Annotated in this window: 23 protein-coding genes and 2 pseudogenes; 8 read left to right on the forward strand and 17 right to left on the reverse strand. The window is 48.2% G+C overall.

The genetic code is table 11. The annotated features are described in order from the left end of the window. Nucleotides 1-233: 233 nt before the first annotated feature. A complete protein-coding gene (locus tag PKOR_RS23110; protein ID WP_046313787.1) occupies nt 234-1250 on the reverse strand; it encodes a GntR family transcriptional regulator in 1017 nt (338 codons plus the stop codon). 937 nt (nt 1251-2187) lie between these two features. Between PKOR_RS23110 and PKOR_RS23115 the strand changes: the two genes are divergently transcribed. Then, complete coding sequence (locus PKOR_RS23115; protein WP_046313789.1) at nt 2188-3144, forward strand: helix-turn-helix transcriptional regulator; 957 nt, start codon at nt 2188-2190, stop codon at nt 3142-3144. A gap of 13 nt (nt 3145-3157) precedes the next feature. On the opposite strand, the gene PKOR_RS23120 is transcribed toward PKOR_RS23115, so the two are convergent. Further along, a complete protein-coding gene (locus tag PKOR_RS23120; protein WP_046313791.1) occupies nt 3158-3379 on the reverse strand; it encodes a hypothetical protein in 222 nt (73 codons plus the stop codon). A gap of 17 nt (nt 3380-3396) precedes the next feature. Beyond that, complete coding sequence (locus PKOR_RS23125) at nt 3397-3882, reverse strand: DinB family protein (protein ID WP_046313793.1); 486 nt, start codon at nt 3880-3882, stop codon at nt 3397-3399. Nucleotides 3883-4502: 620 nt separating this feature from the next. Between PKOR_RS23125 and PKOR_RS26030 the strand changes: the two genes are divergently transcribed. Both PKOR_RS26030 and PKOR_RS26035 read left to right on the forward strand, forming a co-directional pair. Next, the gene (locus tag PKOR_RS26030; protein WP_338047506.1) at nt 4503-4715 is read left to right on the forward strand and encodes a hypothetical protein; all 213 of its coding nucleotides are present in this window, start codon (nt 4503-4505) and stop codon (nt 4713-4715) included. 12 nt (nt 4716-4727) lie between these two features. Further along, nucleotides 4728-4969, forward strand: a pseudogene (locus PKOR_RS26035) (JAB domain-containing protein); the annotation flags it as partial. 453 nt (nt 4970-5422) lie between these two features. Here PKOR_RS26035 and PKOR_RS23135 read toward each other — a convergent pair. The 6 genes and pseudogenes from PKOR_RS23135 to PKOR_RS23165 form a co-directional block, all read right to left on the reverse strand. Next, nucleotides 5423-6730: a hypothetical protein gene (locus tag PKOR_RS23135; RefSeq protein ID WP_148561782.1), complete on the reverse strand. Its 1308-nt coding sequence runs from the start codon at nt 6728-6730 to the stop codon at nt 5423-5425. A 264-nt stretch (nt 6731-6994) separates the two neighbouring features. Then, the gene (locus PKOR_RS23140; RefSeq protein ID WP_046314877.1) at nt 6995-7813 is read right to left on the reverse strand and encodes an IS982 family transposase; all 819 of its coding nucleotides are present in this window, start codon (nt 7811-7813) and stop codon (nt 6995-6997) included. A gap of 374 nt (nt 7814-8187) precedes the next feature. Beyond that, complete coding sequence (locus PKOR_RS23145) at nt 8188-8499, reverse strand: helix-turn-helix domain-containing protein (protein ID WP_046313797.1); 312 nt, start codon at nt 8497-8499, stop codon at nt 8188-8190. Next, the gene (locus PKOR_RS23150; protein WP_046313798.1) at nt 8483-8824 is read right to left on the reverse strand and encodes a type II toxin-antitoxin system RelE/ParE family toxin; all 342 of its coding nucleotides are present in this window, start codon (nt 8822-8824) and stop codon (nt 8483-8485) included. Before PKOR_RS23150 ends, PKOR_RS23145 begins: the two co-directional genes overlap by 17 nt. A gap of 191 nt (nt 8825-9015) precedes the next feature. Beyond that, the gene (locus tag PKOR_RS23155) at nt 9016-9573 is read right to left on the reverse strand and encodes a glycosyl-4,4'-diaponeurosporenoate acyltransferase CrtO family protein (protein ID WP_046313800.1); all 558 of its coding nucleotides are present in this window, start codon (nt 9571-9573) and stop codon (nt 9016-9018) included. A gap of 237 nt (nt 9574-9810) precedes the next feature. Next, nucleotides 9811-10908, reverse strand: a pseudogene (locus PKOR_RS23165) (IS3 family transposase). 386 nt (nt 10909-11294) lie between these two features. Between PKOR_RS23165 and PKOR_RS25805 the strand changes: the two are divergent. Beyond that, the gene (locus PKOR_RS25805) at nt 11295-11765 is read left to right on the forward strand and encodes a transposase (protein WP_476704249.1); all 471 of its coding nucleotides are present in this window, start codon (nt 11295-11297) and stop codon (nt 11763-11765) included. 207 nt (nt 11766-11972) lie between these two features. Continuing rightward, complete coding sequence (locus PKOR_RS25810; protein ID WP_338047507.1) at nt 11973-12740, forward strand: transposase; 768 nt, start codon at nt 11973-11975, stop codon at nt 12738-12740. A gap of 42 nt (nt 12741-12782) precedes the next feature. On the opposite strand, the gene PKOR_RS23180 is transcribed toward PKOR_RS25810, so the two are convergent. From PKOR_RS23180 to PKOR_RS23210, 7 genes are all read right to left on the reverse strand, one after another. Continuing rightward, a complete protein-coding gene (locus tag PKOR_RS23180; protein ID WP_046313807.1) occupies nt 12783-13526 on the reverse strand; it encodes a hypothetical protein in 744 nt (247 codons plus the stop codon). Between the two features lie 69 nt (nt 13527-13595). Then, nucleotides 13596-14273 carry a PH domain-containing protein gene (locus tag PKOR_RS23185; RefSeq protein WP_046313808.1) on the reverse strand — a complete coding sequence of 226 codons (678 nt, stop codon included), beginning with the start codon at nt 14271-14273 and terminating at the stop codon, nt 13596-13598. Between the two features lie 71 nt (nt 14274-14344). Next, nucleotides 14345-14743, reverse strand: a complete 399-nt coding sequence (locus PKOR_RS23190; protein ID WP_046313810.1) for a hypothetical protein — start codon at nt 14741-14743, stop codon at nt 14345-14347. Between the two features lie 85 nt (nt 14744-14828). After that, complete coding sequence (locus tag PKOR_RS23195; protein WP_046313812.1) at nt 14829-16361, reverse strand: S41 family peptidase; 1533 nt, start codon at nt 16359-16361, stop codon at nt 14829-14831. A 29-nt stretch (nt 16362-16390) separates the two neighbouring features. Continuing rightward, nucleotides 16391-16615 (reverse strand): hypothetical protein, encoded by a 225-nt coding sequence (locus tag PKOR_RS23200; protein WP_046313813.1) that lies wholly within the window; start codon nt 16613-16615, stop codon nt 16391-16393. Nucleotides 16616-16743: 128 nt separating this feature from the next. Next, nucleotides 16744-19401, reverse strand: a complete 2658-nt coding sequence (locus PKOR_RS23905; protein ID WP_158453822.1) for a PAS domain S-box protein — start codon at nt 19399-19401, stop codon at nt 16744-16746. Between the two features lie 501 nt (nt 19402-19902). After that, the gene (locus tag PKOR_RS23210; protein WP_052739071.1) at nt 19903-20145 is read right to left on the reverse strand and encodes a hypothetical protein; all 243 of its coding nucleotides are present in this window, start codon (nt 20143-20145) and stop codon (nt 19903-19905) included. A gap of 759 nt (nt 20146-20904) precedes the next feature. On the opposite strand from PKOR_RS23210, the gene PKOR_RS23220 reads away from it, so the two are divergent. Beyond that, nucleotides 20905-21411, forward strand: a complete 507-nt coding sequence (locus PKOR_RS23220) for a hypothetical protein (protein WP_046313817.1) — start codon at nt 20905-20907, stop codon at nt 21409-21411. Here PKOR_RS23220 and PKOR_RS23225 read toward each other — a convergent pair. Next, nucleotides 21325-23016, reverse strand: a complete 1692-nt coding sequence (locus PKOR_RS23225; protein WP_071843191.1) for an IS1182 family transposase — start codon at nt 23014-23016, stop codon at nt 21325-21327. The two genes, PKOR_RS23220 and PKOR_RS23225, sit on opposite strands and share 87 nt — an antisense overlap. A gap of 253 nt (nt 23017-23269) precedes the next feature. Here PKOR_RS23225 and PKOR_RS23230 point away from each other — a divergent pair, with 253 nt between their 5' ends. Next, on the forward strand, nt 23270-24697 hold the full coding sequence (locus PKOR_RS23230) for a TlpA family protein disulfide reductase (RefSeq protein ID WP_046313818.1): 1428 nt from the start codon (nt 23270-23272) through the stop codon (nt 24695-24697). Between the two features lie 251 nt (nt 24698-24948). Continuing rightward, the gene (locus tag PKOR_RS23235) at nt 24949-25533 is read left to right on the forward strand and encodes a hypothetical protein (RefSeq protein ID WP_046313821.1); all 585 of its coding nucleotides are present in this window, start codon (nt 24949-24951) and stop codon (nt 25531-25533) included. The last annotated feature ends 303 nt before the right edge of the window (nt 25534-25836 follow it).

Raw genomic sequence — 25836 nt, forward strand, 5'->3', positions numbered from 1 at the left:
CAGGGCCTCCTAGGGCGCAGGGGGAGATGCCGGATTAAAAATCATTTTAGCTTTTCTAAGATAGCGATTTAAAACCAGCCTGCTATCCTGCTATGTCCTGTTGCGGTTGAAAAAGCGGCGGCAAAGCGCTGGATGGGATGTACTCAAGCGCCCTGTTTAGGTTTGGCTGAAAAAATAAAGAGCGGTGCCGCGGCTGCTTTCAGCCACGGCACCGCTCTTTGCCCTGTGGTGCCCTACAAGGAGTTCCGACGGATAAGTACGAATGGGTTACGGATCTTTTCGCGCATTTTGTGCTTCATCATGTAGGCAGCGGTCTCTCCCATTTTCTCATGCTCTGTGGAGATGACGGTTATCCCATCTGCCAGGACTTCTTTCAAAGGGGTATCGTTATATGAGACGATCCCAAAGTCTTGCCCCAGCACAAGCCCCTGAGCCCGGCTACGCTTGATCAACTCAGTCAGATCCGACTCTTCCAGTACGACATAGGCTGTTTTCTCTGAAATTTGCTCCTCGTGTACCTCGCGGATGATGTTGTGCTCAAAAGCATTCAGCTTGCAGAAAGTCTGGAACCCCTTCACGATCTCTACCGGGTAAATCACTTCCTTAGGGTAGACCAGGGTTAAGTTGCTGTACTTGCAAAGCAGGTCCTTGCCAGACTGTAGGGCATTTCGGATATCCCGCTCAAAATCCTGGTAAATCGCCGCGCACTCTCCGTTGTACCCCTTCATGTCCTTATCCAGCAAGACAAGTTTCTCTTCCGGTATTTTCTTGATGGCCTCCAAGGCTTTGTCTGAATGCTCACTGAAGTGAGGCATAATTACGTAGTAGTTGTATTTCCCTAGGCTCTCCTCTATAAGGTTTTCACAAATTTTACCGTTAAAATGATGTATGTGTAAATCAACGACAGCCTCATCCCCGAGTGCCTGTAGCATGGCATAATAGACCGCCTTTTTGTAAACACTTAGTTTATTAAAAAGCAACAGCACTTTCATCTTATCCACCTTGAAGGTGTCGGAGATGTAGCAGCCCTTGCCTTTCACCGAATTGATCACGCCCCTTTTGCGCAGTTCCCTATAAGCCTTCTCTATCGTATCGCGCGAAAGATAGTACATCTCGCTTGTTTCATTGATGGAAGGAACCCGCTGGCCTCGTTTCAAAACACCGTCTTCTATATCAGAAATAACAGCATTGACCACTTGCAGGTACTTGGGAATGGAGGATGTAGCATCAATTCGGTCTAATAGTTCCATAGGATAAGTAGTTAATTAGAAAAATACATATAGCTAGAAAATCTATTTATTCCCAAGTTTGTATTACCCTGCTCCTGCCTTCCCAAGCAGTAAAGGCAACATGAAATAACTAAGCGAAGGGCGCTTTGACTCAATTCATCTTGGCCACCATCAGTGCTATTGGATAATTGAATTTTAACTGAAGACAAGTACATGCAGCTGTCGCTCTTGAGTGCTTTCCATGCCTTTAAGCACCTTTACATAAGCAAGTACTTACTCTTTCATTTAACGCAAAAGCACTATATATAGTTTTAATCTCTTTGATTTATAAGTATATGCAGCCAATATGTTTATATAAAATATATTAAGCAAGTACTCACTGCTATAAAAATATAAAAAGAATTAAAAACACGTCCTATTCAAAGAGCGGCAACTTGGATTTTCCCTTACCCAAAGGATCACCAGGTACACTCATGGGTGGTCAGGCACATGCTACAGGTTACTTAATGCAATTGTCATGCAAGATAGATGGGCCCCTTATCATACACTGCAGCCCGTATAGCTTAACCTGTTTAGTTCAAGTAGTAGAGTCTTTTAAAAGCAGCTGCTTGATAATATGAGGCTGGTAGAGCTACCTGCACGATGAATAAGATACCTGTCACTAGTGTAGGTGCAGCATAATGGATTTCCTTCAGCAGCAGGGCAATTTGCTTCGCGCCTCTTCACGAAAGGCTACTAATTGGTAAGCCCACTGTGGATATGTGGAAAACTACACGTAAGTTTTCCACATATCCACAGCATAGATACAATGGCAGCACCAGGAAAGCGCTGAGCAATTCCTGGTGCTGCAGTTAAACCAGGGCACCAATGCCGTGGCTGGAATCGATTTCCCCATATGCCTTTCTTTACTTGACCCGTTGCCGGTTTCGCGCTACTTTTGATACAAACTGGTGGCGCTATGAAAAAAGACATCCTCAACCGTTTTGATCGCATTGTGGCAATCCTGATCCACCTGCAGTCCGGACACGTGGTCAAGGCGCAGGAGCTGGCAGACCGCTTTGAAGTGAGTCTGCGCACCATTTACAGGGACGTGCGTTCGCTGGAGGCGGCAGGTGTCCCCATCACCGGGGAGGCCGGCGTGGGCTATGCGCTGGTGGAGGGCTACCGCCTACCGCCTGTGCTCTTCACGCCGGAGGAGGCCGCCAGTTTCGTTGCCGCCGAAAAACTGATGCAGAAATTCAGTGACAGGGCCCTCGGCGCCCACTACGAGGCAGCGATGTACAAAATAAAATCCGTACTCAAGAGCCACACCAAGGAGCGGGTGGCCGCCCTGCAGGCGCAGGTGTGGGTGAATACGACACAAGAGCTGTTCAACGAGCATACCCCGGATGCGCTGAACGTGCTCCTCGACAGCATCGCCGGGAAAAAGCAGGTCACCCTGCAGTATCAGGCCCCCTATGCAGATGAGTTGACAGACCGCACCATTGAACCGGTGGGCCTTTTTCATGAGAGCAACCACTGGTACGTACTGGCGTACTGCCACTTACGGGCCGCTTACCGCCAGTTCCGCACCGACCGCATGATGCGGATCCGGCTCACCCAACAGCCCTTCACCAGGGAACACGGTGCCCTGGCTGACCATCGTAAGCCAGCCCCGCCTCCGGCCACCACCCTGGTGACCATACGCGTAGATAAAGAGGCCGCCAGCTACATCAGCAACGGGCGGAAGTACTATGGCTTTGTATCCGAGCAAGTCGTGGGCGATAAGGTAGAGATGAGGTTTATGGCCACCGATTTACGGGACGGCTTGCCCCGCTGGTACCTCATGTTTGCCGACTGCGCCGAGATCGTGGGGCCTGAAAGCTTCCGGGAGCGGGTGCTCGAGCTGCTCGAGAAGGCCAGAGCCAACCTCTAAGCCGACACCTTCCTTAATCCTCCAACTCCTCACAGGCATACCCTGCCTGGCGCAGGCTGCTGATGATCACTGAAGCCTGGAGCGAAAAGGCTTCGACCCGGAGGATATGATCGCAATCCTCCAGGTCGAAATTCCATGACTCCCCGCTGCCCATCAGGCTGTCCAGCATAGGCTCCACCTGCCGGGCTTTGCGGCAGGTAGTGACCGATGTTCTGAATACCAGTACTGTTTTCATACCTTGTCACTTACACTTTACCTGTCCCAGAATTGAGGCGGTTCCAGTCCCAGCGTCCGCAAGTACACATACCCCTGCGCGCGGTGGTGGATCTCGTTGTCGATAAAGTAAAAGATAGTGGACCACACCGTTCCCTCGTACTCCCCGAAGGCCAGGATCCGCTCCTGAAACCGCTCCTGTGGGATTTGCCCCCAGTAGCGGTCGAGTTCGGTAGTGGCCTCATCCCACAGGGCCAGCATGCCGGCCTTGGTCTTTGCCTGCTCCAGCTGCTCGTTCAGCTCTTCGACCGGCTCTCCGGCCACCTGCCGGATGCCCGGCACCGCGATGGCCAGCAGCTCCTGCACCATATCCCCGAACGGCCGCATGCCGCCAAGTGAATAGGTGTAAAGCTCCTGCTCAGGAAAGGCCTCGATTACGCGGCGTGTCAGGCGCCTGTGTCCTTGCCAGTGCTCGAGTAACTGGGCAGAAGTGATGACTTCGGTTGTTTTTACTCTCGTGTCCATACTTTGTGCTTTTAGTGAAACATATTATTACCACAAAGCTATAGTCCCCCAGTGACAACGGAATGTCAGCAGCATTTCGATTTTTTTGTTTTGCCGCCGCATTCTTAAAGCCACAAACTTCCTTCCACCCCGGCCCTTTGTTCAGCTCCCGGTTGTTAAACCCCAAGCGGAGTGCGGGGCCAAGCTTGTTGCTTGCTGCCTTATGAAGGCAAAGTTGCCTGAACCAGATATACTGGGGCGTCTCAGCTGTGAAATAGTTTGCGCCATTTACAAAAATCAACTTGCTGTTCCAGGTGATTTGGTTCGTGTGGTTTGGTGAAATAGGGGCCAACATGGCTGTGGGGAGCATCGGGACGGGAGCTGCATGTACTTTGGAAAGAAGAGCCAGAGGAGGCGCATCTCCCCTTCCGAGCCATTTAAAAGACATATTCCCCAGTCTTTCATTCTGGGGCAAAGCTAGCCTTCAGGGCCGGACACGGGAGCAAGGTCGTGCAGACAAAATGGGTATCCACCTAGGGCGGACCCTCCGCATTTTCTCCGCCTCCACCTTGCCCTTCCTCCGGCGCCGAAGGCGGCGGGGGCACCATAATCAATTCCACACACTCAAAAGAAAGATGATTATGGAAAAGACACTCAGATCCGCCACTACCCGTGTAGCCGAAGTCAAGCTCTCCTACCGCAACCGCATAAAGCCCAGCCAAAGACCGCAGGTCACCTGCTCTGCTGACTCCTACAGGATCCTCAAGGAAAGCTGGGACTTAAGCAAGCTGGAGTTTATAGAGCAGTTCAAAGTCCTGCTCCTAAACCGGGCCAACAGCGTGCTGGGCGTCTAGGAGCTCTCCACCGGCGGCGTGACCGGCACCGTCGCCGACCATAAACTCGTCTTCGTGGCCGCCCTCAAGGCCTGCGCCTCGGGCGTCATCCTCTGCCACAACCACCCCTCGGGCAACCTCACCCCAGCCAGGCAGACCTGCAGCTGACCAAAAAGATCAAGCAGGGCGGGGAGCTATTGGATATCGCCGTGCTGGACCACCTCATCCTCACCAGCGAGGGCTATTACTCACTAGCCGACGAGGGGCTCCTGTAGCCCCTCCTTTTGCTCATTTAATACATAGGACAACTTCTGCCTTGTTTGCATGAGACTCTAAACTAGGTGAAAAAGCTTGTGCAACACAAAAGCAATGGCATCTCCTTTTTGAAAAGCAAATGCCATTTAAGTCCCCAATTATATCCTGACTGATAAGCTCATTTATGACAAGCAAGAATAACTGTTACCGTTTTAGACAAGTCGCGGGATTATAGACGCGGATTTGTCGGCTTTACCTTTTGTCTCTTGGTTTTCTAAACTACACTTTTCCGTCAAAACCCGCTATTTGCTATAACCGATGTTGCAAATGCAAACTGTAGCCAATTCTTCCTTTTATTATCTGGAGCTTGTTTTCTCCTGTTGATTGAATCAACCAAAACGTTTATTAAGGAACCGCTAACAGAAAAAGCCACCCTTTTTAGAGGTGGCTTTCATCAAGGAGACAAATCTCATCTACAAATTCCTGAACGGGACGTACTCCAGCTGGATGATTGACACTTCTGCATTATTGACCTCCTGTACAGCAGACTCATAATCTGCATAAGAGTTGATTACCACACCATTCCGGTGCTCATTCAGCATAGAGAAGAACTTGGCCTCGAACCATACTTTTTCCAATATTTCCCGTTCCTCTCTGCTAAGTGGGCTGTTACCGGTTAAGAGCTCATTCATGCGTCTTTCAGCTATTTTTTTCAACTCATCAGCGGCATTCTCATTGGTAGGCATATTGCGCAAGGCACCGATGACAAAAAAGTGCTTTCCGTATCTTACCTTTTCAACATATTCGTTTCCGTATTTCAATTCGAAAAGGTCGGGGTCCTGCTCCTTGACGTTTTGCAGTGAGTCACTCTCTTCAAGAGAGGGGAGGAAACTCTCAAAACCTTGATGATACCAAGTACCGGCTATCAAGGCACCGTCTTCGGTGACAGGGTATTGTTCGATAACAGACTGGTACAATTCAGAGTTCACGGCAAATTTGGTGGCAAACTCAGGTTGCGGGTGGTAATAGTTGTACTCAAAATAGTGACGGTAGGGATGTATGATTTTGATGGGATCGGTATCATTCTCCCAAACTGGACTGTGGGAAAACGATTCCTCTACTTTCCGATAGGCTCCTTCTTCAGTAGTATTGAACGGGTTAGCCAAGGGAATTTGGTTACTGGTTTGTATTCCATCTCCATGCTTTTCCAGGAACGAATACTCTTCTTCCAGAACGGTTTCCCCATTCTGGGTAACCGTTATCGTCTTCTTCCCTGAAGACCTATCGTAGACAGTGGTGCTGGTTCCGCTATTATCGGTAGCGGTGAATCCGATGGATACCAATTCACCATCGGTATAAGTATGAACAGCAGTTCCTTTCCCGCTATAGACTTTCTTCACCGAGGGCAGGCCGTTAACATATTCGGTTTCAAACCATAGCTCTCCCTCTGGCGTGTAGTATTTGGACCATAGCGGCTTGTTGTCCTCACTACGGCTTACTTCCATGTAGAGGTGCTGATTTGGGAATCTGCTGTACACCTTGGCCGACTTTACATAACCGTTTTCGAAATACTCGAATTCATCCTTTGGGACATTTCCCTGCAGGTCATAGCTATAGTGTCTGGCTTTTTTTATCCAGCCGTTGGAATGCTGGCTGATAAGCTCGAAATTAGAATCAGATTCAATTGAGTAGTCGGTTTGGGGAGCGCTGTCCTCTTTCTGGCAGGAGGACAATAAAAATGTGACCGCGAGAAGCAGGGACAGGCAATGTTTTCTTTGCATAGTAGTAGTGTTTTAATGCGATGAAAGTTAAAAATCTACTAAGTCAAACCGAATTCATGTTTGTCGATTCAAGCTTGATTCAAATCTGATCTGATCGGAGATTGGAACAATGGATGCAGGTGTCAAGCGCCTTGGCTGTAAGGCTGGTTTCAACTTGACTGTGTTAGAAGCCTAATAATTAGTAGCAAGTTAACAAATTAAACTATAGACCTAGGTTTGTTCCCGTATTTTTAAGCGTGGTCTTTTAGTTAACTCAAGTTGCGATTAAATACATTTATTGATGGTGTAAGCAAAGAGGAATAGGACAATCTTTAGCAGAAATCCTTGCGGAGTCACGGCGTGGATCGTTCGGGGAAAGGCCGCCTCTATCTCACTGAAAGTTGTCTCTATTCTCTTCCTCATCACCGCTTTTATATAGTCCATCGCCGGGCTGTCTTTCCGCTTGCTGTTGCTTTTCCGCTGAGTAAGCAGGCTGACCTGCTCGCATTCGGCCAGCAGGTCCTCCACCTCATAATTGGTGTAGGCGCTGTCCCCGTACAGGCTGCTTTCCGGCGGCAGGTCCAGGTGCATGGCCTGCAGGGCTCTGCCATCGTGCACGCTTCCCGCCACGATAAAGTAACTCACCGGCAGGCCCCCGGCAGTTGCGATGACCTCCACCTTGAAGCCGTAGAAATACTCCCTTTTAGAGACATTGTAGCCCCTGTAGGCCTCACCCTCCAGCAGTCTGCACCGGTTAATGCGAATATTGCGGCACACGGCCACCGGGAAGCTGTCTATCACATACTCGCCAGTGGTGTTGAGCTGCTTGAGGCAGTCTCCCAGGGCCAGGAAGATGGCCGCGATCGTTTCGCCCAGTCGGTGCAGCATCCGGTTAAAGTTGCTCTTGTGCGGCATCCGGCACTTCTGGTGCTGCTGCATGTAGCCGCTGGCCGCAGACAGGTTGCCGCCAAAGTAGCGGGCCGACACCAGGGCCGTTGTGATTATCTCCGCATCGCTGGCCTTGCGCTTGGTCGCCGCTTTTTTGCCCGCTATTTGCAGGTAATCATCAACAAAACAGTAAATTGTAATAGTGAAGTCATTCATGGCAAGTAAGGAAGTAAGTGTGGTTACTTTTTCCTTAACAAGCCTGAGTGGCTTCATCGTTTACATGCCAATGCTAAATCGCAACTTGGGTTAGTTATGTAAAGCGATGCTACAAGATAAGGTCTGTTGTGCTTCAGGATTCGGGATATTGTTCATAATTAATGTAGTCCTTCAAGCAACGCTGTTGCTCTTCAGCGCTTTTGCAGCCATAAGTTAGAACCATCAGGACTAACAGTATCAGGAGACATCTCATGTTGTCTTGGAAGCAGGATATTTTTATAATTATTTATTGCCCCTAACGAATTTGTGGAGCCGTAGCCCGCAGCGTAGCAAGGGTTACGGCTCCACTGGGTTACAGGGTAGTAATTTTTCATTTAGAGCTCAATCGAGATTTTTACTTTTCCGCCCAATCCTTTTTCAACAATATCGAATAAGGTTTTGAGCGTAAGGTTACTCCCATCGTTTTCAACTCTGGATATGTAGGTTCTTTTCTTGTCAATGATTTCCCCTAATTCCTGCTGGGTAAGATGCCGAGCTTCCCGGGCTTTTTTCAACTCAAGTCCAATTTTAAACGACTCAAACTCCCTGTCAAGATTATCCCGTCTCTCTGTTCCCTTCACTCCGTAAACTCTGTTCTTGATGTCTGCCCAAGAACTAACTTCTCTTTGTTTATCTTTTCCCTTCATAATATTCAGCCATTAGTTGTAGTGCCTTTTCAATTTCTTTCTTTGGTGTTTTCTGCGTTTTCTTCTGAAAGCCGTTAAGTAAGATGACCAGCTTGCCTTCGTCGAAAAAACAGAACACCTGCCAAATGTTGGAAGCAAGTTGTACGCGTGCTTCATATAGTCCGTCTGTGCCTGCCAAGTGCTTTAGGTAATTTTGAGGCACCCGCTCAAGCGTTTCTATCGCTTCCAAAATTTTGAATATCTTATCCTGCACCTTTGTTGGTTGCTCCTTTAAGAAATCTTCAAAGTAATTTTTGTAAGCAATGATTTCCCTTATTTTCTCCATCTGCTGTATTTTCAACAGTGAATGTAACTTTAAAGTTACTATAAATCACAAAAAAATTTTCTCGTTTTATGATTTCTTATTTCCTGTAACGTACTGGGCTATGCTGAGGCAAAGCTGCCGTATAGGTGTGGTTGGTGGTAGTTTTGTTACAGGTTACATAAAACTGCTATTTATATACCATCATTCGAATTTCAGACAGCCTCCTTCATTTTGTTTTTAATAATCCTGCTATATCTTGGTCTGTTGAAGCGCTGTACCATAATTGGATATATATTGAGCAGTAAGTTTGTCGTGATAAGCCACTTTGCCTCATCCAATGAATTCGAACCTACAACAGCTACAGTGAAAACAATCAAAGCTATTATTGTGTGTCCTTTTTCTGATTCACGAGTATTATGTTCGCACACCTTTAGTAAAAGCAGGTTGTTCTTTATAGGGTTCTTCTTTCTGCTGATTCTCTCCCATCCAATCCATATGAGTAGCTTTCTATAAACATGAACTCCTAAGTATTTATAAATCCTCCCCTCCTTTTCAAAGGGTTTAAGTTCGAAATAATCTGAATCTAGTTTTTGGCTTATTTGTGATGCTAAATAGGTGTACCAGATCATGAGAATGAAGTTCAAGCTCCAGCTAAATGCAAAGCTTTCAAGAGAAAACATCATACCTACAACATAGCAGATACTAATAGTGATTAGTGTCGCTAAAATAACGGCTACCCACTTATTTGATGTCTTTTTTACCGAATTCATTTTGATATTTATATTACCACCAACGTGTTGGTACAGGCAACGGGTGAGGCATTAGCCGAACATGGTACCTGTGCTGTGTTGGCAGATGTATTTATTCAGTTATTACTTTGAAGTACTTCATATTATACCTGTCGGCTCCCCGGTTTTAGAACTACCTGAGAGTATAATGATACATAAATTTCAATTCACTTCTGCTACCACTACTATGGGTGTTCATTGTGGGTAACCCTGGAAGGGTTATCCACTGTGAAGGCCCTCTGCTGCTGCCCGGGCATACTCCACCGGACTCATGCCTTTGAGGCTGTCATGAGGGCGGAAGTAGTTGTAGTCCTCCAGCCAGCTTTGGGCAATCTGCCGGACCTGGTCCAGAGAGTCGAAGAGGTGCACGTCCAGCACATTCCTTCTGAAGGTGCCGTTGAAGCGCTCCACAAAAGCATTCTGTGTGGGCTTGCCTGGTTGAATATAAATGAACTCAATGCCTCAGCATCCGGCTCCATTCCTCCATTAAGGAGGCGATCAGCTCCGGGCCATTGTCCATGCGGATGCGCTGTGGCTTTTCTCTTCTTTTGATCAGGTGGTTAAGTACCCACACCACCCGGTTGCTCTTGAGCGAGAAATCAATTTCAATGTGCAGGGCCTCCCGGTTAAAATCATCCATCACGTGAAAAGAGCGGAACTTTCGGCCATTGCTCAAAGCATCACTCATAAAGTCAATCGACCAGGTGTGGTTGAGCTCAGACGGCACCTCTAAAGGCTCCTTCACGCGCTCAGGCAGCCGTTTTTTAGCTTTCCGGCGGATGCTCAGTCCGATGTTCTTGTAGACCCGATGCACGCGCTTGTGGTTCCAGGGCTGGCCTTCCTTCCGCAGCCGGTGAAAGGCTTTCCAGAATCCTTCCCTGGGGTGCTGCTCGGCCTTCTGCCGAAGTGCCTCTTCCACGGCTGAGTCATCTTTCTTGCTTTGGTAATAGTAGACGCACTTGCTCAGCTTCAACACGCGGCACGCCCTGCTAATGCCGCAGTATTCCCGCCTGGAGATCTCCTGAGCAATCTGTCGCTTCTGGCAGGGCTTCAGAGCTTTTTTTCGATGATCTCTTTAGCCACCTTCAGGTCCAGAGCCAGCTCGGCGTACATGGCCTTAAGGCGGCGGTTCTCTTCTTCCAGCTCCTTGAGGCGCTTGAGTTCAGTTGCGTCCATACCGTTGTAGCGCTGGCGCCACTTATAGAAGGCTGCCTGACTCACGCCGTACTCACGGCTAATCTCTGCCGCACTCTTGCCTTCCTCAAACTCCTTGAGGATTTTGGCGATCTGCTGGGGGGTAAATGTTTTTCGCTTCATAAGTAACTGCTCAAATTTAAAGATTTTTCTCTACTCTAGAACAGTTCTGTTTTCAGGGAAGCTGACACTGTTCACCACTACAATTCATAAAAAACAGAGCAGAACAGAAAATGAGGGTTATTTTTTTCATAGTATAATTGACGCCCAACGTCTAGTATAAACAACGGCGAAGGCCGTCGGCCGAGGTGACGTTTATACCTTGTGCTTGTTGCACAACCTACTGAAGATAAGCGTAAAAGAGGATAGTACCAAACTGATGTGGGGATGCAGGGCAGGAAAACTTTTGAAGACGAGCGGGAGCTGCGCTTCTCGCTCTCGGCGCACGTGCCGGGGCATAATTTTACCGGCGGCTCAAGGACAGGCTCGACCTTTCGTTTCTCTACGAGCTGACTCAGCCCTACTACGGGCGCTGTGGCCAGCAGTCGATTGACCCGGTCGTTTTCTTCAAGCTCTGCCTGGTGGCGCACCTGGAGAACATCGCCTCCGACCGCAAGCTCATCGAGCACTGCAGCCTTAGGCTGGACCTTTTGTACTTCCTTGATTACCAGCTCGACGAGCCGCTGCCCTGGCACTCGACTGTCTCCAGAACCCGCCAGCTCCTGCCCGCCGAGCTTTTTGAAGAGGTCTTCACCCGCGTGCTTTCCCTGTGCGTGGAGGCCGGTATGGTTTCCGGCCACACCCAAGCCGTAGATTCAGCCCTGGTCAAAGCCAACGCCTCCATCGATGCGCTCGAGTTGAAAGTAGCACCGGAAACACTCAATGCGCACCTGCAGCAGGTCCGGGCCATCAGCCGCGGAGACCGCAAGGCGCTCATCAACAGGGCCACAGAAGAGCAACGCACCCTCACGGCCAGCTGAGAGGAGCTGCTCGAGATCCGAGCCCGCAACCGCAAGTGGCGCCTGGAGCAGGACCTGCACCCCGGCGCCCACAACAAGGGCGCCAAGTACACCAGCAATAAGACGCACTACTCCCCGGTTGACCCCGACGCCCGCATCGTCGCGGGGCCGGGCAAGGCCCGCAAGCTCTGCTACCTCTTGCAGCTCTCGGACGACACGCACCGCCACGTGATCACGCACGTGCAGGCGGATCATGCCGACAAGAAGGACAGCATCTGCCTGCCCGGCATCGCCCGGCACCTGAACCAGCGGCTGCACCAGCTGGGGCTGGGCTGCACGACCCTGCTGGCCGACACCGGCTACTGCTCGGGGGAGAACTACGCTTTGCTGGAGCGGGAGGGCATCACGGCCTTCATCCCGCCCCACGGCACCTATGTGGGCGGGCCCGAGGGCTTCACCTACGTGCGGGAGGGTGACTACTGGCTGTGCCCCGAGGGCAAGAAGGCTACCTTCCGCAAGGAGATCGTCAACGCCAAGCGCAACAACGTCCGCTCCAGGCTCTACCTGACCACGCGCAAGGACTGCAAGGGCTGCCCCCGCAAAGAGGGCTGCATCGGCAAGCAGCACGAGAAGAAAGTCAACATCACCTCCTTCCGCGAGGAGTACGAGCGGGCCATCACCCGCGTCCAGAGCCGCTGGGGCAGGCACATGAAGCGGCTCCGGCAGGCCACCGTTGAGCCGGTGCTGGGCACGCTGCTCGACTTCCTGGGCATGCGCAGGGTCAACACCCGCGGGCTAGGGCTGGCTCACAAGGGCATGCTGATGGCCGCCGCAGCTTATAATTTGCAGAAACTCTTGCGCTTCACTCCAAAAAGAAGCCAAGCGGCCGTCATGGCCCTGCCCAGGCCGGAGCTGGATGCGTTTTTCAAGGTGGTTTTAAGAAGCCTAAAGAGAAGCGAGCTCAGAAATAGTATCGAGAACAGAAGTTACTGCTGAGTTGTGCAACAGCTACCCTTGTTGTGTGCTGTAGTTCTTCTTTTACCGTTGCCAGCCTTCTATGATATAGTTCTTCTCCATCAACTTTCTTTCTGGATTACCGCTTGCAGGTTTAAGCCATACTTCAAATCTTGCTGCATAGGGCTTGCCCCAGTCTCCTTCGTAGATTGTGAAGTTAACTGTCGTCCCATACTTTGTTAATTCCTTTTTCGAATCGGCTATTTCGATAGAACTTGCCTTTGGTAATCTACCTGTTGACAAGGGGATATTCTTCGTTATTTCGTAAGCTTTAAGGTAAACTGTTCCGCTCTCTGTATTTTCAACCCACAGGTCATATTCATAAAGCCCTGGCTGAAAGGAGTTGTACAGTACGAAGTCAGGATGATTACTTTCTACTACAGAATCAGTTCTGGCAAATTCAAAGTCTGAACCTATAGGTTTATTTAATTCTATTCCTTCTGGTATTGTTAAGTCGTCAGTAAATGGGTCAGGCATTGACTGCGAAATAAAGAAGGACATTACTGAAAGAACAACTAATGCAAAAGCTCCAATACAAAATGCTGCTCCAGTTAGCATTCCTTTTACCCAGCGATTTTTTATGAATTGGTAAATAGTAGAAATAAAGAGAATAAGGAAGGCTAAACAAACCAGAAAAAAGCCAGATAGCTGTAGCACAAATGAAGATGTGAACATACTTATAGCCCAAAGCCCTGCTGCCAAAGCAAAAAAGATGAATGGTCTATGCCATTTATCAAAGGTTGTTCTATAGAAGCTATAAAGTGACATTTCTTTTTATTCTGTACTTCCTATTGCACACAACGGCTTGTATAGGCTAAGGCAAGGCGTAGCCGAAGCTTAAGCCTGTGCTTTGTTAACTGGATTAATTCTTCTGTTGCTCAAGGTTTCATAAGCAGCAGCTACTGCGTAATCAGCATACTGTCCACGATTTTTGATTATATCTTCCAGTTCAATACTTTGGAACCCGCTATACCTGTCAAGAAACTCTCTTTTCTTTCTTTCAAAGTATGCCTGATTCTTTTCCTTTTGCTTCGGGCTTAGCCTTTCGTAGTTTAAGCTTGGAAAGAAGACCTCTATGTCTTCGTAAGGTATTCCTAGTTGACCAAGTAACTCTTCAGGCTTAACCGTCAAATGAGTTATGATGAAAGTTTCGTTTGCAGTCTTTATTCTTAGGTAGGCATACTCCCTGTGAATCTTCTGAAATGGACGTACATTGACAAAATCACAAGCCACAACATCGTCTATAAGAAATTGAAAGGTCTGTGTCCCTTTCATTATTTTAACTACACCCTGTGATGTATCTACTGCAACTATTTGGTCAACGTCATTACGCCAGTACTGGTAGTTAAGGTAAAGTATTGGTAGAATATAAGCTAATGCTAAAGTTGCCACTATGACAATGGAATCGGGCTTATCTGGCCACAAAAGCCAAGATAAAATGGGCATGATAAGAAGAAAGAGAAGCGGCTTAAATAGTATGGTCTTACCATACCTGATTCTGTATTTTTGCTTCATTAATTTCTTATTTCAGTTAACGGTTGGGCTATGCGGCGGCGCAGCTGCCAGATAGGTGTTGTTGTACCGAGTTATTCTATTTTAATTATGTCGAGCCTGTTGATTTTCCAGTAGATAAACTCTCCAACCACCTTTTTATCAGATGTCCAATTGCCTGTTTCCAATTCTATATCCCCAAAGTCAACAACTACAGGCTCAATAGATTTTATTTGCCCATACCCTTCATATTCCCAATCCCTTGTGGATTTTACCAGCTTTTTTTCTTCGTTCTTGTTCTCGCCAAAAATTGTATTCCAGTCAAGGTTATCATTAATCGAATCAAACTCAACGTTAACAAATTCTCCCTCAGTAAACTCTTCTCCATAAGTAAAAGCAGATATAGGGCAGCCGTTCTTTGCTTTTACCGTAACTGTACCTTCAGGGGGTTCTTTCCCTAGAAACCAATCTATTTGAAGAACTTCTACTTTCATAATTTTAATTGGGTACAACGGACTGGTGTAGACGATGTGCAAGGCGTAGCCGCAGATGAGGTATACACGTGGTTGGCAACAGTATTTATATATTTTTGTTAATAAATTCGATTGCCTTTTCAAGCACCTCATCTTTCCCATCAACAATACCCTGAGTTGTGGGTTTGACCTCAATATCAATTTTCACACCTTCTCTATGGAGCGGAGTCATATCCGGGTAAAAGATAGCACTACTAGTAAAGTAAGTCTTATAACCTCCTACAAACTCCTGCGGGATCATCATGCCTCCAGCACCTGCAGTTTGGCTGCCTATGGTCGTCACATTGTATCCGTTCTGAATCCATATAGCGGTGTATTCAGCCCGGCTTTGGGTAGATTCATCTACAAGTAGAGCCACTCTCCCTTTGTACTTTGATTCAAGAGTGCTCCATTCTTGGTCGGATAAAGTATACTTGCCGGGATGTTTCAAATCAGGCTTTGCCTGTTTGGCCACCACTGCACTTTTTGCGCCCAGGAAATTCTTGAAATGATATCCATAAAACTCTTTAGGGTAATTCCTCAGATCGATAATAATGGCTTTGGTGCTTACTAAGCTATTGAGAGCGTTAGTTAATTCTTTCCCGTCAATGGATCCCAGGTTGACATACCCAATATTATCTTCCTTGAGCTCCCATGATTTTCCTCTGTTGCCGTTATGCTTAAATTGATCAAAAGAGTACCTTGCCAGCTTCCTTACTTTGGTTTCTCCTCCTCTTGCGATTTGAACCTGAACACTGTCTGAAGAACCGTTTAGAACTTTACTGAATGCGTATCTTAGTTTGGAGTTATAATTCGCACCATTGACATATCTCAGGTTTTGTTTTAGCACCTCCGCTGTTTCAACCCCTTCCACTTTGCTAATGACATCCCCGGTTCTTATATCATTTAACGCAGCCAAGGAGTCGTCATAAACACCCGCTATTACGACTTTATCATCAATGATTTTAAAAGCGGCCGGAATCTGTTTCAGCCCAAAATGCTCCTGTATCAGCTTGCTTGTAAAGTAGCCATGACTATCATCAATCTTCACCACAAGCTCCAGCATGGCCAAATGATAAGCTAACTCTGAATCCGGGGAGGAAAATTTAGGCAGCATCTGGGATAGAACTTTATCCCAATTCGTATCCAACTGATATTTATGTGGGTAGAAATACTCAATGGTATTCCAGTATCTAAATAAAGACAAGAGGCGTAATGGCCTGTTTGTCCAGTCAAAGTCATTATACGATTTCTCGTTTGAGATGACAAGATTTGAATTTCTCCCCTTAGTCGTTACATAGTAAGGTTTTCCCTGAAACCTGTTCTGCTCAATGAATTTGAGTTTTTCCGTTAGCTCACTAGAAAATATCCTATCATTTTCAAGCCAAGCCAGATCAAAGCTTTTCTCGAAAACTGCCTTTTCAGAGCTAGACTGACATTTATTACATGATTTGATTTTCCCTAAAGATTCAATCCAGGTTAAATAAATGCCTGATAAATCTTCTTTGGTTGTTGCTTGTTCTACGGAGGGTAAGATTACAAGTAACTGATTGTCCCAATCAAGTTTTCCTTTTGCTACATTCGGGTGATAATACTGCACAGCAGGCTGCGTGAGCCGGCCCTGAAAACTTAAAAATAGGCCGGTAATGTATGCGCCCTTACAGCCTCGAAGAGCACCCCTGCCATTATTTTCTCAAGGGAGGGGGCACTGTAAGGCTGCCAACTGACAATGAGCACCTCCTCTAACAGCAGGTAGCCGTAGTCATGGCAGAAGTGATAGGTTTTGCCATGCTTAGTGCGGGAGAGAAGCGTTATAACCCTGCACTGCCAACCTAGGCTTAGTCGAACGCTCATAAGCTTACTTTGTAACTGATACCCCGCCGATTAGCAGGCTCCCCTTTCCTGTACTGTTTCATACCTGCTGGGTAGAGACAAGAGTGGTCTCCACTAAAGGTTGTGTTACACCCTCATGAGCAGCGATCTTAATTTAAATAGATCAGAAAGCGGGTACCTACGTTCAACTGGCTTTCGACATATATGCGTCCGCCCATCGCCTCCACATGTGTCTTCACCAGGTACAGGCCAATGCCTCTTCCCTCCTTGTTGGTGTGAAACCTCTTGTATAGCTTAAAGATGTTATCACCTGCTTTTTTCTTGTCAAAGCCTGACCCATTGTCAGAGAAGGAGACTACCACCCCCTTGTCAGAGCTGCCGAAGCATTTGAGCCTGATATGAAGGGCACGCTCACCGGAGCGGTACTTTACGGCGTTGGACAGTAGGTTGTGAAAAACGCTGTAGACATGAGCCTTAAGGCCACTGGCACAGAGCCCCTCCTGTATGTCAACTGTTACCCGTGCTCCACACTTGGCAAGCGGCTCCCGCAAGTCCTCCGAGACCTGTTGCCACACCTCTGCAAGACTCACCGGCTCCTTTTCAACTATGTCCCTCCTGTCCCTGATTGAGAGAATCACGTTCATGTCCTTTAGGACAGTGTCAAGCTGTGTTGCACTCGTCCTGAGGTAGTCCAAACTGGTGTCAAACGCTGCCGAGTTCCTGTCTACCCGACCAAGGAGGCTGGTCACCCCAAGGATGTTCGCCACAGGAGCCCTTAGGTTATGGGAAACAATGTAGGTAAACTCCTGCAGATCCTTGTTCTGAAGGAAGAGCTGGTCGGCCTGTTGCCGCAGCTCATCTTTCGTCTCTTTCAGCTGTGTATGGTCCGATAGGATGACAAAGTACTGCTTTACCATGCCGTGTTCATCCAGTGCGGAAGTTACATCCGCTTGTAGCCAGAGTCTTTGACCTTCTCTTGTATGAATTTCTATTTCATCGGAAAGAAAAGCCTCTCCTTTAAGCCTCTCCCGAAAGCTGGTAACGGCCCCGAGATTCACGTTGCCGTTGTCTAATAACTCGCTGACCTTGGATCCCTGAGCCTGATTCAGTGCTACACCCAGGAGATTCAAAAAGCTCTCATTTGCCCACGCTATAGTTTCATCACTGTTCAGTACCAGTACACTGTTCTTGATTCGGCTGGCGACATAGTACATCCTCCCATAGTCCTCAAGCGCTACGACCTTATCGGTTACGTCCAGGAAGTGTATGGCTATCCCGTGTTGCGTCTGATACACATCGATATCAAGCGTTTTCTTGGATAAGGGGAAGGTTTCACGGAAGTGCACGTGCGTTCCTGTCGTATTAACCTCCTGGCACTTGGTGAACAGTGCCGAAGACTCAAGGTTTGGGAAGAGTTCAAAGAGGGGCTTGTGTAGCAACTCCTCTTTGCTCTTCCTTAGAAAGGAGGCGCACACGTTGTTCAGGTATATTATGGACATATTGCGGTCCAGGGCCAGAAACCCCTCGCTTACGCTCTCAAAAATAGCGCTCTGTGCTTCTGCCTGTTCCATTATCAGGTTCTGCGCACGCTTGACCTCGGTGATGTCGTTTGTAACGATCTGCAGCTTCCTAACCTCTCCGTCCACTATAACGGGAACCACGGTTACCATAACATCTATGGTGACGCCCCCCTTGCGCAGCGCCTTTCCCTCAAAGCTACTCGGCTGCCCCTCCAATGTCTTAGTGAAAGCCTCGGCTGCGTCTAAAGCAAAGGCTGGGTCGACAAAGGTCATGAAATGCTGCCCAACCGCTTCTTCTTTCGTATAACCGTAGATTCTAACAGTGCTGTCGTTGATGTCTTCCAGAATGCCGTCAAGGCTTATTCTGGCAACAGCATTTGGGTTGCTAAAGAACAGGGATTCGTAGTAAGCTCGGCTCTCCTTCTCGCTTGCCTCCGTCTTCAGTTGCTCGGTTATGTCGGTACCTGTCATCAAGATACTGGATAGCATGCCAGTGTCACTTTTGAGGGGGGAAAGACGGCAGGAAACCCACTTCTCATCGTTACTCTGAGCTTTAAGCTTCAGTTTCAGTTTTGCTTGGTTGCCACTTTGCAACACCTCCTTGCATGCTATAACAAACTCCTCCCTGAATTCATTGTACAGACCATCCAGGGCTGATCTGCCTACCAACTCCTCGCTGCTAGCCCCATCATACCCCTTGTTTACATAGGTAAAGGCTAGCGAATCGTTCAGGACGCCTATAAAGTTAGGTGACTGCTCGGTCAGGGCCAAGAGCTTATGATCGCTTGACCTTAGCATTTGCTCTGACTTAAGGTTGGTCTTGCGAAGTTCGAGCCGCTCCACAACCCTTTTGCTCAGAAGCCTCAGCGCCCGCTGCTGCTCATTTGTCAGTGTCCGTGGCTCATGGTCTATTACGCACAACGAGCCCAACGCGTGCCCATCGGGAGTAATGAGTGGCGCGCCTGCGTAGAACCGCATGCGTGTGTCGCCTGTTACCAGGGGGTTGTCCCTGAATCGCTCGTCCTGGAAAGAATCCTCCACCATAGTTACCTCATCAGGGAATTGAATGGCATAATGGCAGAAGGCATGCCCCCTGGACGTCTCACTTATGTCCAGCCCCACTCTTGACTTAAACCACTGCCTCTTTGAGTCCAGAAAGGTTATCAGGGAGATGGGTGTCCCGCAAATGATGGAGGCAAGCTCCGTGATGTCATCAAACTCTTCCTGTGGCAAAGTGTCCATGATCTGGTAAGAGTCTAGTGCATGGAGCCTTGGCGATTCATTCATATTAGATTCTTTGTTGGCACAGCCAGAACTCATGGCCGCATCAGCATGTAATTTTAATTAAAAGTGGACTTGTATAGCAGCAGAAAACAAAACTAGCACATTAACCCATATTGTACAATTTAAAGTTCATCCAACTTAAGAACCTTAGGTCATTTAGTAGTTTTGTAGAGCTTTAGGCTCTTGTTCCCTTGGCAGAAGAATATTCTCCAGGACGAGCCGCTGGCTTGTTCCGGCCTCCGAGCTGGACAGGGTGGCTCCCCGGGCACGGCAGGCTTTGTGAGCTAAACCTAAAACCTTAGAAACGGGCCGGTAGTGTATACGCCCTTACAGCCTGGTGAGGGCACCCCTGCCGTTATTTTCTCAAGGGAGGGGGGTACTGTAAGGCTGCTCACTGCACCGTGCGTCCAGGACATGCCTGTGGGCAGGGTGGGCATGCAGCATAATGCCATAGACGTCCTGCGTTAAAGCGCGCCCCATTCCTACCAGCTTTCGGTTTCACGCTCACCTGTCCATGTAAGGCTGCCAGTTTACAATAAGCACCTTCTCGTCCTCGAGCAGCAGGTAGCCGTAGTCGTAGCAGAAGTGGTAGGTGTTGCCGCCCTTGGTGCGGTAGAGGTGCGTGAAGTGGCGGAAGTCGAAGCCGGCCATTTGGAGCACTTCCCGCCTGAGCGTAGTCTTGCCCTCGGGGCTGTGGCGCTGCAGCACAAAACGGTTGTGTCGCAGTTTGTGGTTTATATCCTTCATCAGGCGCTCGCCCGCATCCTCGGAGCGACGGCGGTTGCTGGCCGCCGCCAGTATAGCACCATGCCCAGTGCAAAATGCTAAATCATGGCCGGGAACTCAAAAACGCGCCGACCAAAACCCAAAAAACGAAGCGGAAAGGACAAGAGAGGGCAGAGCACGACCCGCTCACGCCATGCCAGGAGTTGTGCAATCCGAAAAACGGTCGTTTACTTAACGCTCCCTACTACCTGCTTGTTGTATTCTATGTATCTGCCAAGCAATTGCACTATTTTTTATACTAAAAGAAAGTGACAGGGATATAAGTCAGAACTGTGCCTGGTTCTCAGTTTTTGATTCAGATTTGTTTTAAAGCTCGTAGCCGTGTTATAACGCGAATATACTCGTTTATAAACGGATAAACACGGATAGTAAAATTGCACTGAAATATCAGAGATTGCCTCATTGATATTGTTACCTTTTACTGGCATCGCTCCCTATACAGGGTTTTAAAGCCATTACTTGGATGATGATATAAGCTTTTGGCGGTTTTATGCCAGGCATGCGACCTTTCTTGAGTATATCTCGTCTAAAATCAAGTAGGAAGTACTGGTGCTTTGAATAGAATATATTATATTGTAATAGCAAAATATTACGGTGACAACACGTAAAACTGCCTTAGCAGCTTTAAAAGCTAAAAAAAGAGTAGGCAAGACCACCTTCGTACATAGTGCAGATAAGCGTATGTTCACGTATATCCATTAGTTGGGTGCAAGTAACAATATGAATTTAGAACAATTAGCTCAAAGAGAAAAAGACCTTTGCACTGTCGTAACAGACCTGTATAACCAAAAACAGTCGAAAGAAAATGACCAGAAATTAAGAGAAGTTTTTAACTCTTATAAGCATGTACATCAGGAATATGCTGAAATGGCTAATATGGAAATTGAAGCATTAAAAAGAGCACTCTTTATTCAATGGTATGCACAAACGGAACCCAATTATTTAAGTGGTATTGATACTGTTGATAAACAAGCAGAAATAAAGGTATTCACCATTTTAGATGGAAGAATAGCCAGTAATGCAGTTGACCCTGAGCTTATTTGGATGCTCAATTACTTTGCTGCATGGGATTATGTGTTTGCAAGGTATCCAACTCTCATAAATCTGAAAGCCTTTGTGGCAAATGCGCAACCTGACACATTACCAGATAGAATAGATAGAAAAGCAATGGAAGAAAGGGGACGGATGGGCGAATACTGGAACTCTCTGGATAGATACAAAGAATAAAATACCTTCACCCAACAAAGGTAGCTGTTGCACAACTCTAGCGTAACTTCTGGTCCCTATCCCATTTCTGATTTCACTTCTCTTCAGAGTAGCCAAAATTAAGTTGAAGAATGCTTCCAGCTCCGGCCTGGGCAGGGCCATGACGGCTGCCTGGCTTGTTTTCGGGGTAAAGCGCAGGAGCTTCTGCAGGTTGTAGGCCGCGGCGGCCATTAGCATGCCCTTGTGGGCCAGCCCTAGCCCGCGGGTGTTGACTCTTCGCATGCCCAGGAAGTCGAGCAGCGTGCCCAGCACCGGCTCGACGGTGGCCTGCCGGAGCCGCTTCATGTGCCTGCCCCAGCGGCTTTGGACGCGGGTGATGGCCCGCTCGTACTCCTCGCGGAAGGAGGTGATGTTGACTTTCTTCTCGTGCTGCTTACCGATGCAGCCCTCTTTGCGGGGGCAGCCCTTGCAGTCCTTGCGCGTGGTCAGGTAGAGCCTGGAGCGGACGTTGTTGCGTTTGGCGTTGACGATCTCCTTGCGGAAGGTAGCCTTCTTGCCCTCGGGGCACAGCCAGTAGTCGCCCTCCCGCACGTAGGTAAAGCCCTCGGGCCCGCCCGCGTAGGTGCCGTGGGGCGGGATGAAGGCCGTGATGCCCTCCCGCTCCAGCAAAGCGTAGTTCTCCCCCGAGCAGTAGCCGGTGTCGGCCAGCAGGGCCGTGCAGCCCAGCCCCAGCTGGTGCAGCCGCTGGTTCAGGTGCTTGACTACGCCGGGCAGGCAGATGCTGTCCTTCTTGTCGGCATGATCCGCCTGCACGTGCGTGATCACGTGGCGGTGCGTGTCGACCGAGAGCTGCAAGAGGTAGCAGAGCTTGCGGGCCTTGCCCGGCTTTACGGCGATGCGGGCGTCGGGGTCCACCGGGGAGTAGTGCGTCTTATTGCTGGTGTACTTGGCGCCCTTGTTGTGGGCGCCGGGGTGCAGGTCCTGCTCCAGGCGCCACTTGCGGTTGCGGGCTCGGATCTCGAGCAGCTCCTCTCGGCTGGCCGTGAGGGTGCGTTGCTCTTCTGTGGCCCTGTTGATGAGCGCCTTGCGGTCTCCGCGGCTGATGGCCCGGACCTGCTGCAGGTGCGCATTGAGTGTTTCCGGTGCTACTTTCAACTCGAGCGCATCCATGGAGGCGTTGGCTTTGACCAGGGCTGAATCTACGGCTTGGGTGTGGCCGGAAACCATACCGGCCTCCACGCACAGGGAAAGCACGCGGGTGAAGACCTCTTCAAAGAGCTCGGCGGGCAGGAGCTGGCGGGTTCTGGAGACAGTCGAGTGCCAGGGCAGCGGCTCGTCGAGCTGGTAATCAAGGAAGTACAAAAGGTCCAGCCTAAGGCTGCAGTGCTCGATAAGGCGACGGTCGGAGGCGATGTTCTCCAGGTGCGCCACCAGGCAGAGCTTGAAGAAAACGACCGGGTCAATCGACTGCTGGCCGCACCTGCCATAGCAGGGCTGAGTCAGCTCGTAGAGAAACGAAAGGTCGAGCCTGTCCTTGAGCCGCCGGTAAAAATTATGCCCCGGCACGTGCGCCGAGAGCGAGAAACGAAGCTCCCGCTCGTCTTCAAAAGTTTTCCTGCCCTGCATCCCCACATCAGTTTGGTACTATCCTCTTTTACGCCTATCTTCAGTAGGTTGTGCAACAAGCACAAAGTTCAGCCTTCATGCTCGGCTCCGCCTCGCCCATCGGCTGCACCAGCCCGTTAGGGCTAATTTAGATGAAAAAGCAAGGCTTAACAAAAATGAGAGTGTGGCGAATCATTTACTCTGACTATGCTACCTGTGAGACTAAAGTTTAAAGCCTCTGAAATGTTCAATAACGATAATCGAAGAGAATAGCATGTTCAATTCTAAAGCTTTCCTGTTGATGCTTGTAACGGCTTTTTTATGGAAGTTCCCATTGGAAGCGAAGCCGCCTCAAGCAACGATTATCAATGCCAGTCCGAAGATGAAGGTGTTCCTTTACTATAAGAACTCCCTACTTGAGCAGAAAGAACATTTCCTGTCGCCTCAGGATACTGTAGTTCTACCTTTTGACTCTGATTCTTTTTCTCCTGTGATGGTAAGTACGCCCATTGGAAATAAACTCAGTGCGGGAGTGATTGCCATGCCTGGAGACACCATCTACATCAGCTATAACGAGGCACAGGATTCCTATGACTACACTGGTAACCACAGCACTGAGCTGGCTTTCTCCAAAAGATTAAGCCAGAGCAGTTTTAGATTGGTGGGACCTTACGACCAGATTGCCTATGGCAGCAAGACAGACTTTAACTACTTTCTGGATGAGTGGCGCAAGTTGTGGATTGAAAGCGAAAAGTTTATAATAGAACTAAAAGCCGCACAAGGTGTTAGGGAGGAGTTTAAGAATTATCTGGAGCAGGAGATAAGGCTGAAAGTTTTTTCTGTTCTTCTTATTCCAGCGGTACTTCAGAATCCTAAGAAGCCTGTCCGACCTTACCCCCAATTTTACCAAGACACGGTTTCAGCTCATGCAAGAATCCTGTATGATTCCAAACGACTTCCCGAAAGTTCATCTGAGCGACTGGTCGCCGCATTGCGTGGTTATGCCATGTTCCTGGCGGCACGGGAGGGTAGGTACGGGGACTTTGCTGTTCAATATGAAATTGCCAAACGTGAGTATGAGGGTTTGCAGCGGGAGTGGGTTTGCTATTCTGCACTGAAAGACTTGATGAAGCGGGGGAATGGTTCAGCCAATCTGGTGAAGGACTACCAATCCTGGGCATCGGAAGACAGCAAGTATAAGAACAAGCTTCTGGGGATAAAACAACTAAATGAAGTCTCCATTTACAAGGAAGCCGCCATAAATGACATCTTCATAACCCCAGAAAAAAAGCAGTTGCGCCTTTCAGACATCATCACAGAGAATAAGGGTAAAGTGATTTATGTGGACCTGTGGGCAAGTTGGTGTATACCGTGCCTAAGGGAGTTTCCAGCATCTTTGGAGATAATGAAGCGGTACTCTCCACAGGATTTAGCCATGGTGTATCTCTCCGTTGATAAGGACACGGACAAGTGGCTGGAAGCTTCCTACAGACATCTTGGCAACAATGTTAACAGTTATCTCCTCAAAAATGAAGATGGGTCTGGTCTGGTAAAAAAATACAATATTAAAAGCGTGCCTCGGTACATGATTATCGATAGGGAAGGTGTTATTCGTTATGCGGATGCCCCTCCACCGAGTGATGCTATACTAAGTGAAATACTGGATAGGCTCCTGTATCCGACCATTGGAAGCAAACCATAAGATAAATTCAGTCGCTTTATCTTCAATATGCCAAGTGGTGGATGAGCCTCATATGAGCTTCAGATAAGAAAAGAGTAAAGAAAGAAGAGTAGTTGCAGCAATAGAAATTTTATGCAGATAGCAAAACAAGCCCTAACACGATGCATAGTTTAGGCTGTGGCTACGCCTGGCCCATACTATGCACGAACACGTTGTGTGTCATAAAACTATATAGAAGAAAAAGCTTCAATGTTAACAGGCTTTACAAGACAATGAGCATCAGAATACTGTCTTTAGTTATACTTGTTTTAACAGCCCTTGCGTGTAAGAAGCCTACACCTGGTCAGCTGCTGTACGCTAAAGAAGGAGATGTAAAAATAGAGATTGATAGTGTTGGTGTGCCAGAGTTGGCAGCGTTTCCGATACGCTTTAAACTAACGAATTATACCAATAAGAAGGTAGTTCTTGTCTTTGATACCATCTCTAACGAATACAAAGACCAAGTCAGAAACTTATACATTACAGCTGACCAAGACACTTTCTTTCTTGGAATAAGAAACTCCGAAGAATACGTAATTTTCAATCCGCGTACCAGTACTTCTTTTTTAGGCTATGGATACTTTATCTATGGGAAAGGCCATTTTGATTCCTTCGGAGAGATCGATTCTGTCTTCAAGAAAGGGAAGTTAAAGTATACGTTCGGTAAAATGAAAGTACAAAATAACGCCTTGAAGGAAGTGATAAGAGGTGCTGATACACTTCTTATTCCTCCTACATTAGAAGCAAAAACTGACAAAGCTAAAATTGTTGATAGATTCCTATCTGGGTCTTTTTGGTGGCAAGAGAAGAAGCTTTAGATTATGTGCTTCCTATCAAGAAGAAAGTAAAATGTGCAACAAGAGGAGACTGAGCAAAAATTACGAACACACAACAATGGTAGCTGTTGCACAACTCTAGCGTAACTTCTGGTCCCTATCCCATTTCTGATTTCACTTCTCTTCAGAGTAGCCAAAATTAAGTTGAAGAATGCTTCCAGCTCCGGCCTGGGCAGGGCCATGACGGCTGCCTGGCTTGTTTTTGGAGTGAAGCGCAAGAGTTTCTGCAGGTTGTAGGCCGCGGCGGCCATTAGCATGCCCTTGTGGGCCAGCCCTAGCCCGCGG

The sequence above is a fragment of the Pontibacter korlensis genome (assembly GCF_000973725.1).
In the GTDB taxonomy this organism is placed as follows: domain Bacteria; phylum Bacteroidota; class Bacteroidia; order Cytophagales; family Hymenobacteraceae; genus Pontibacter; species Pontibacter korlensis.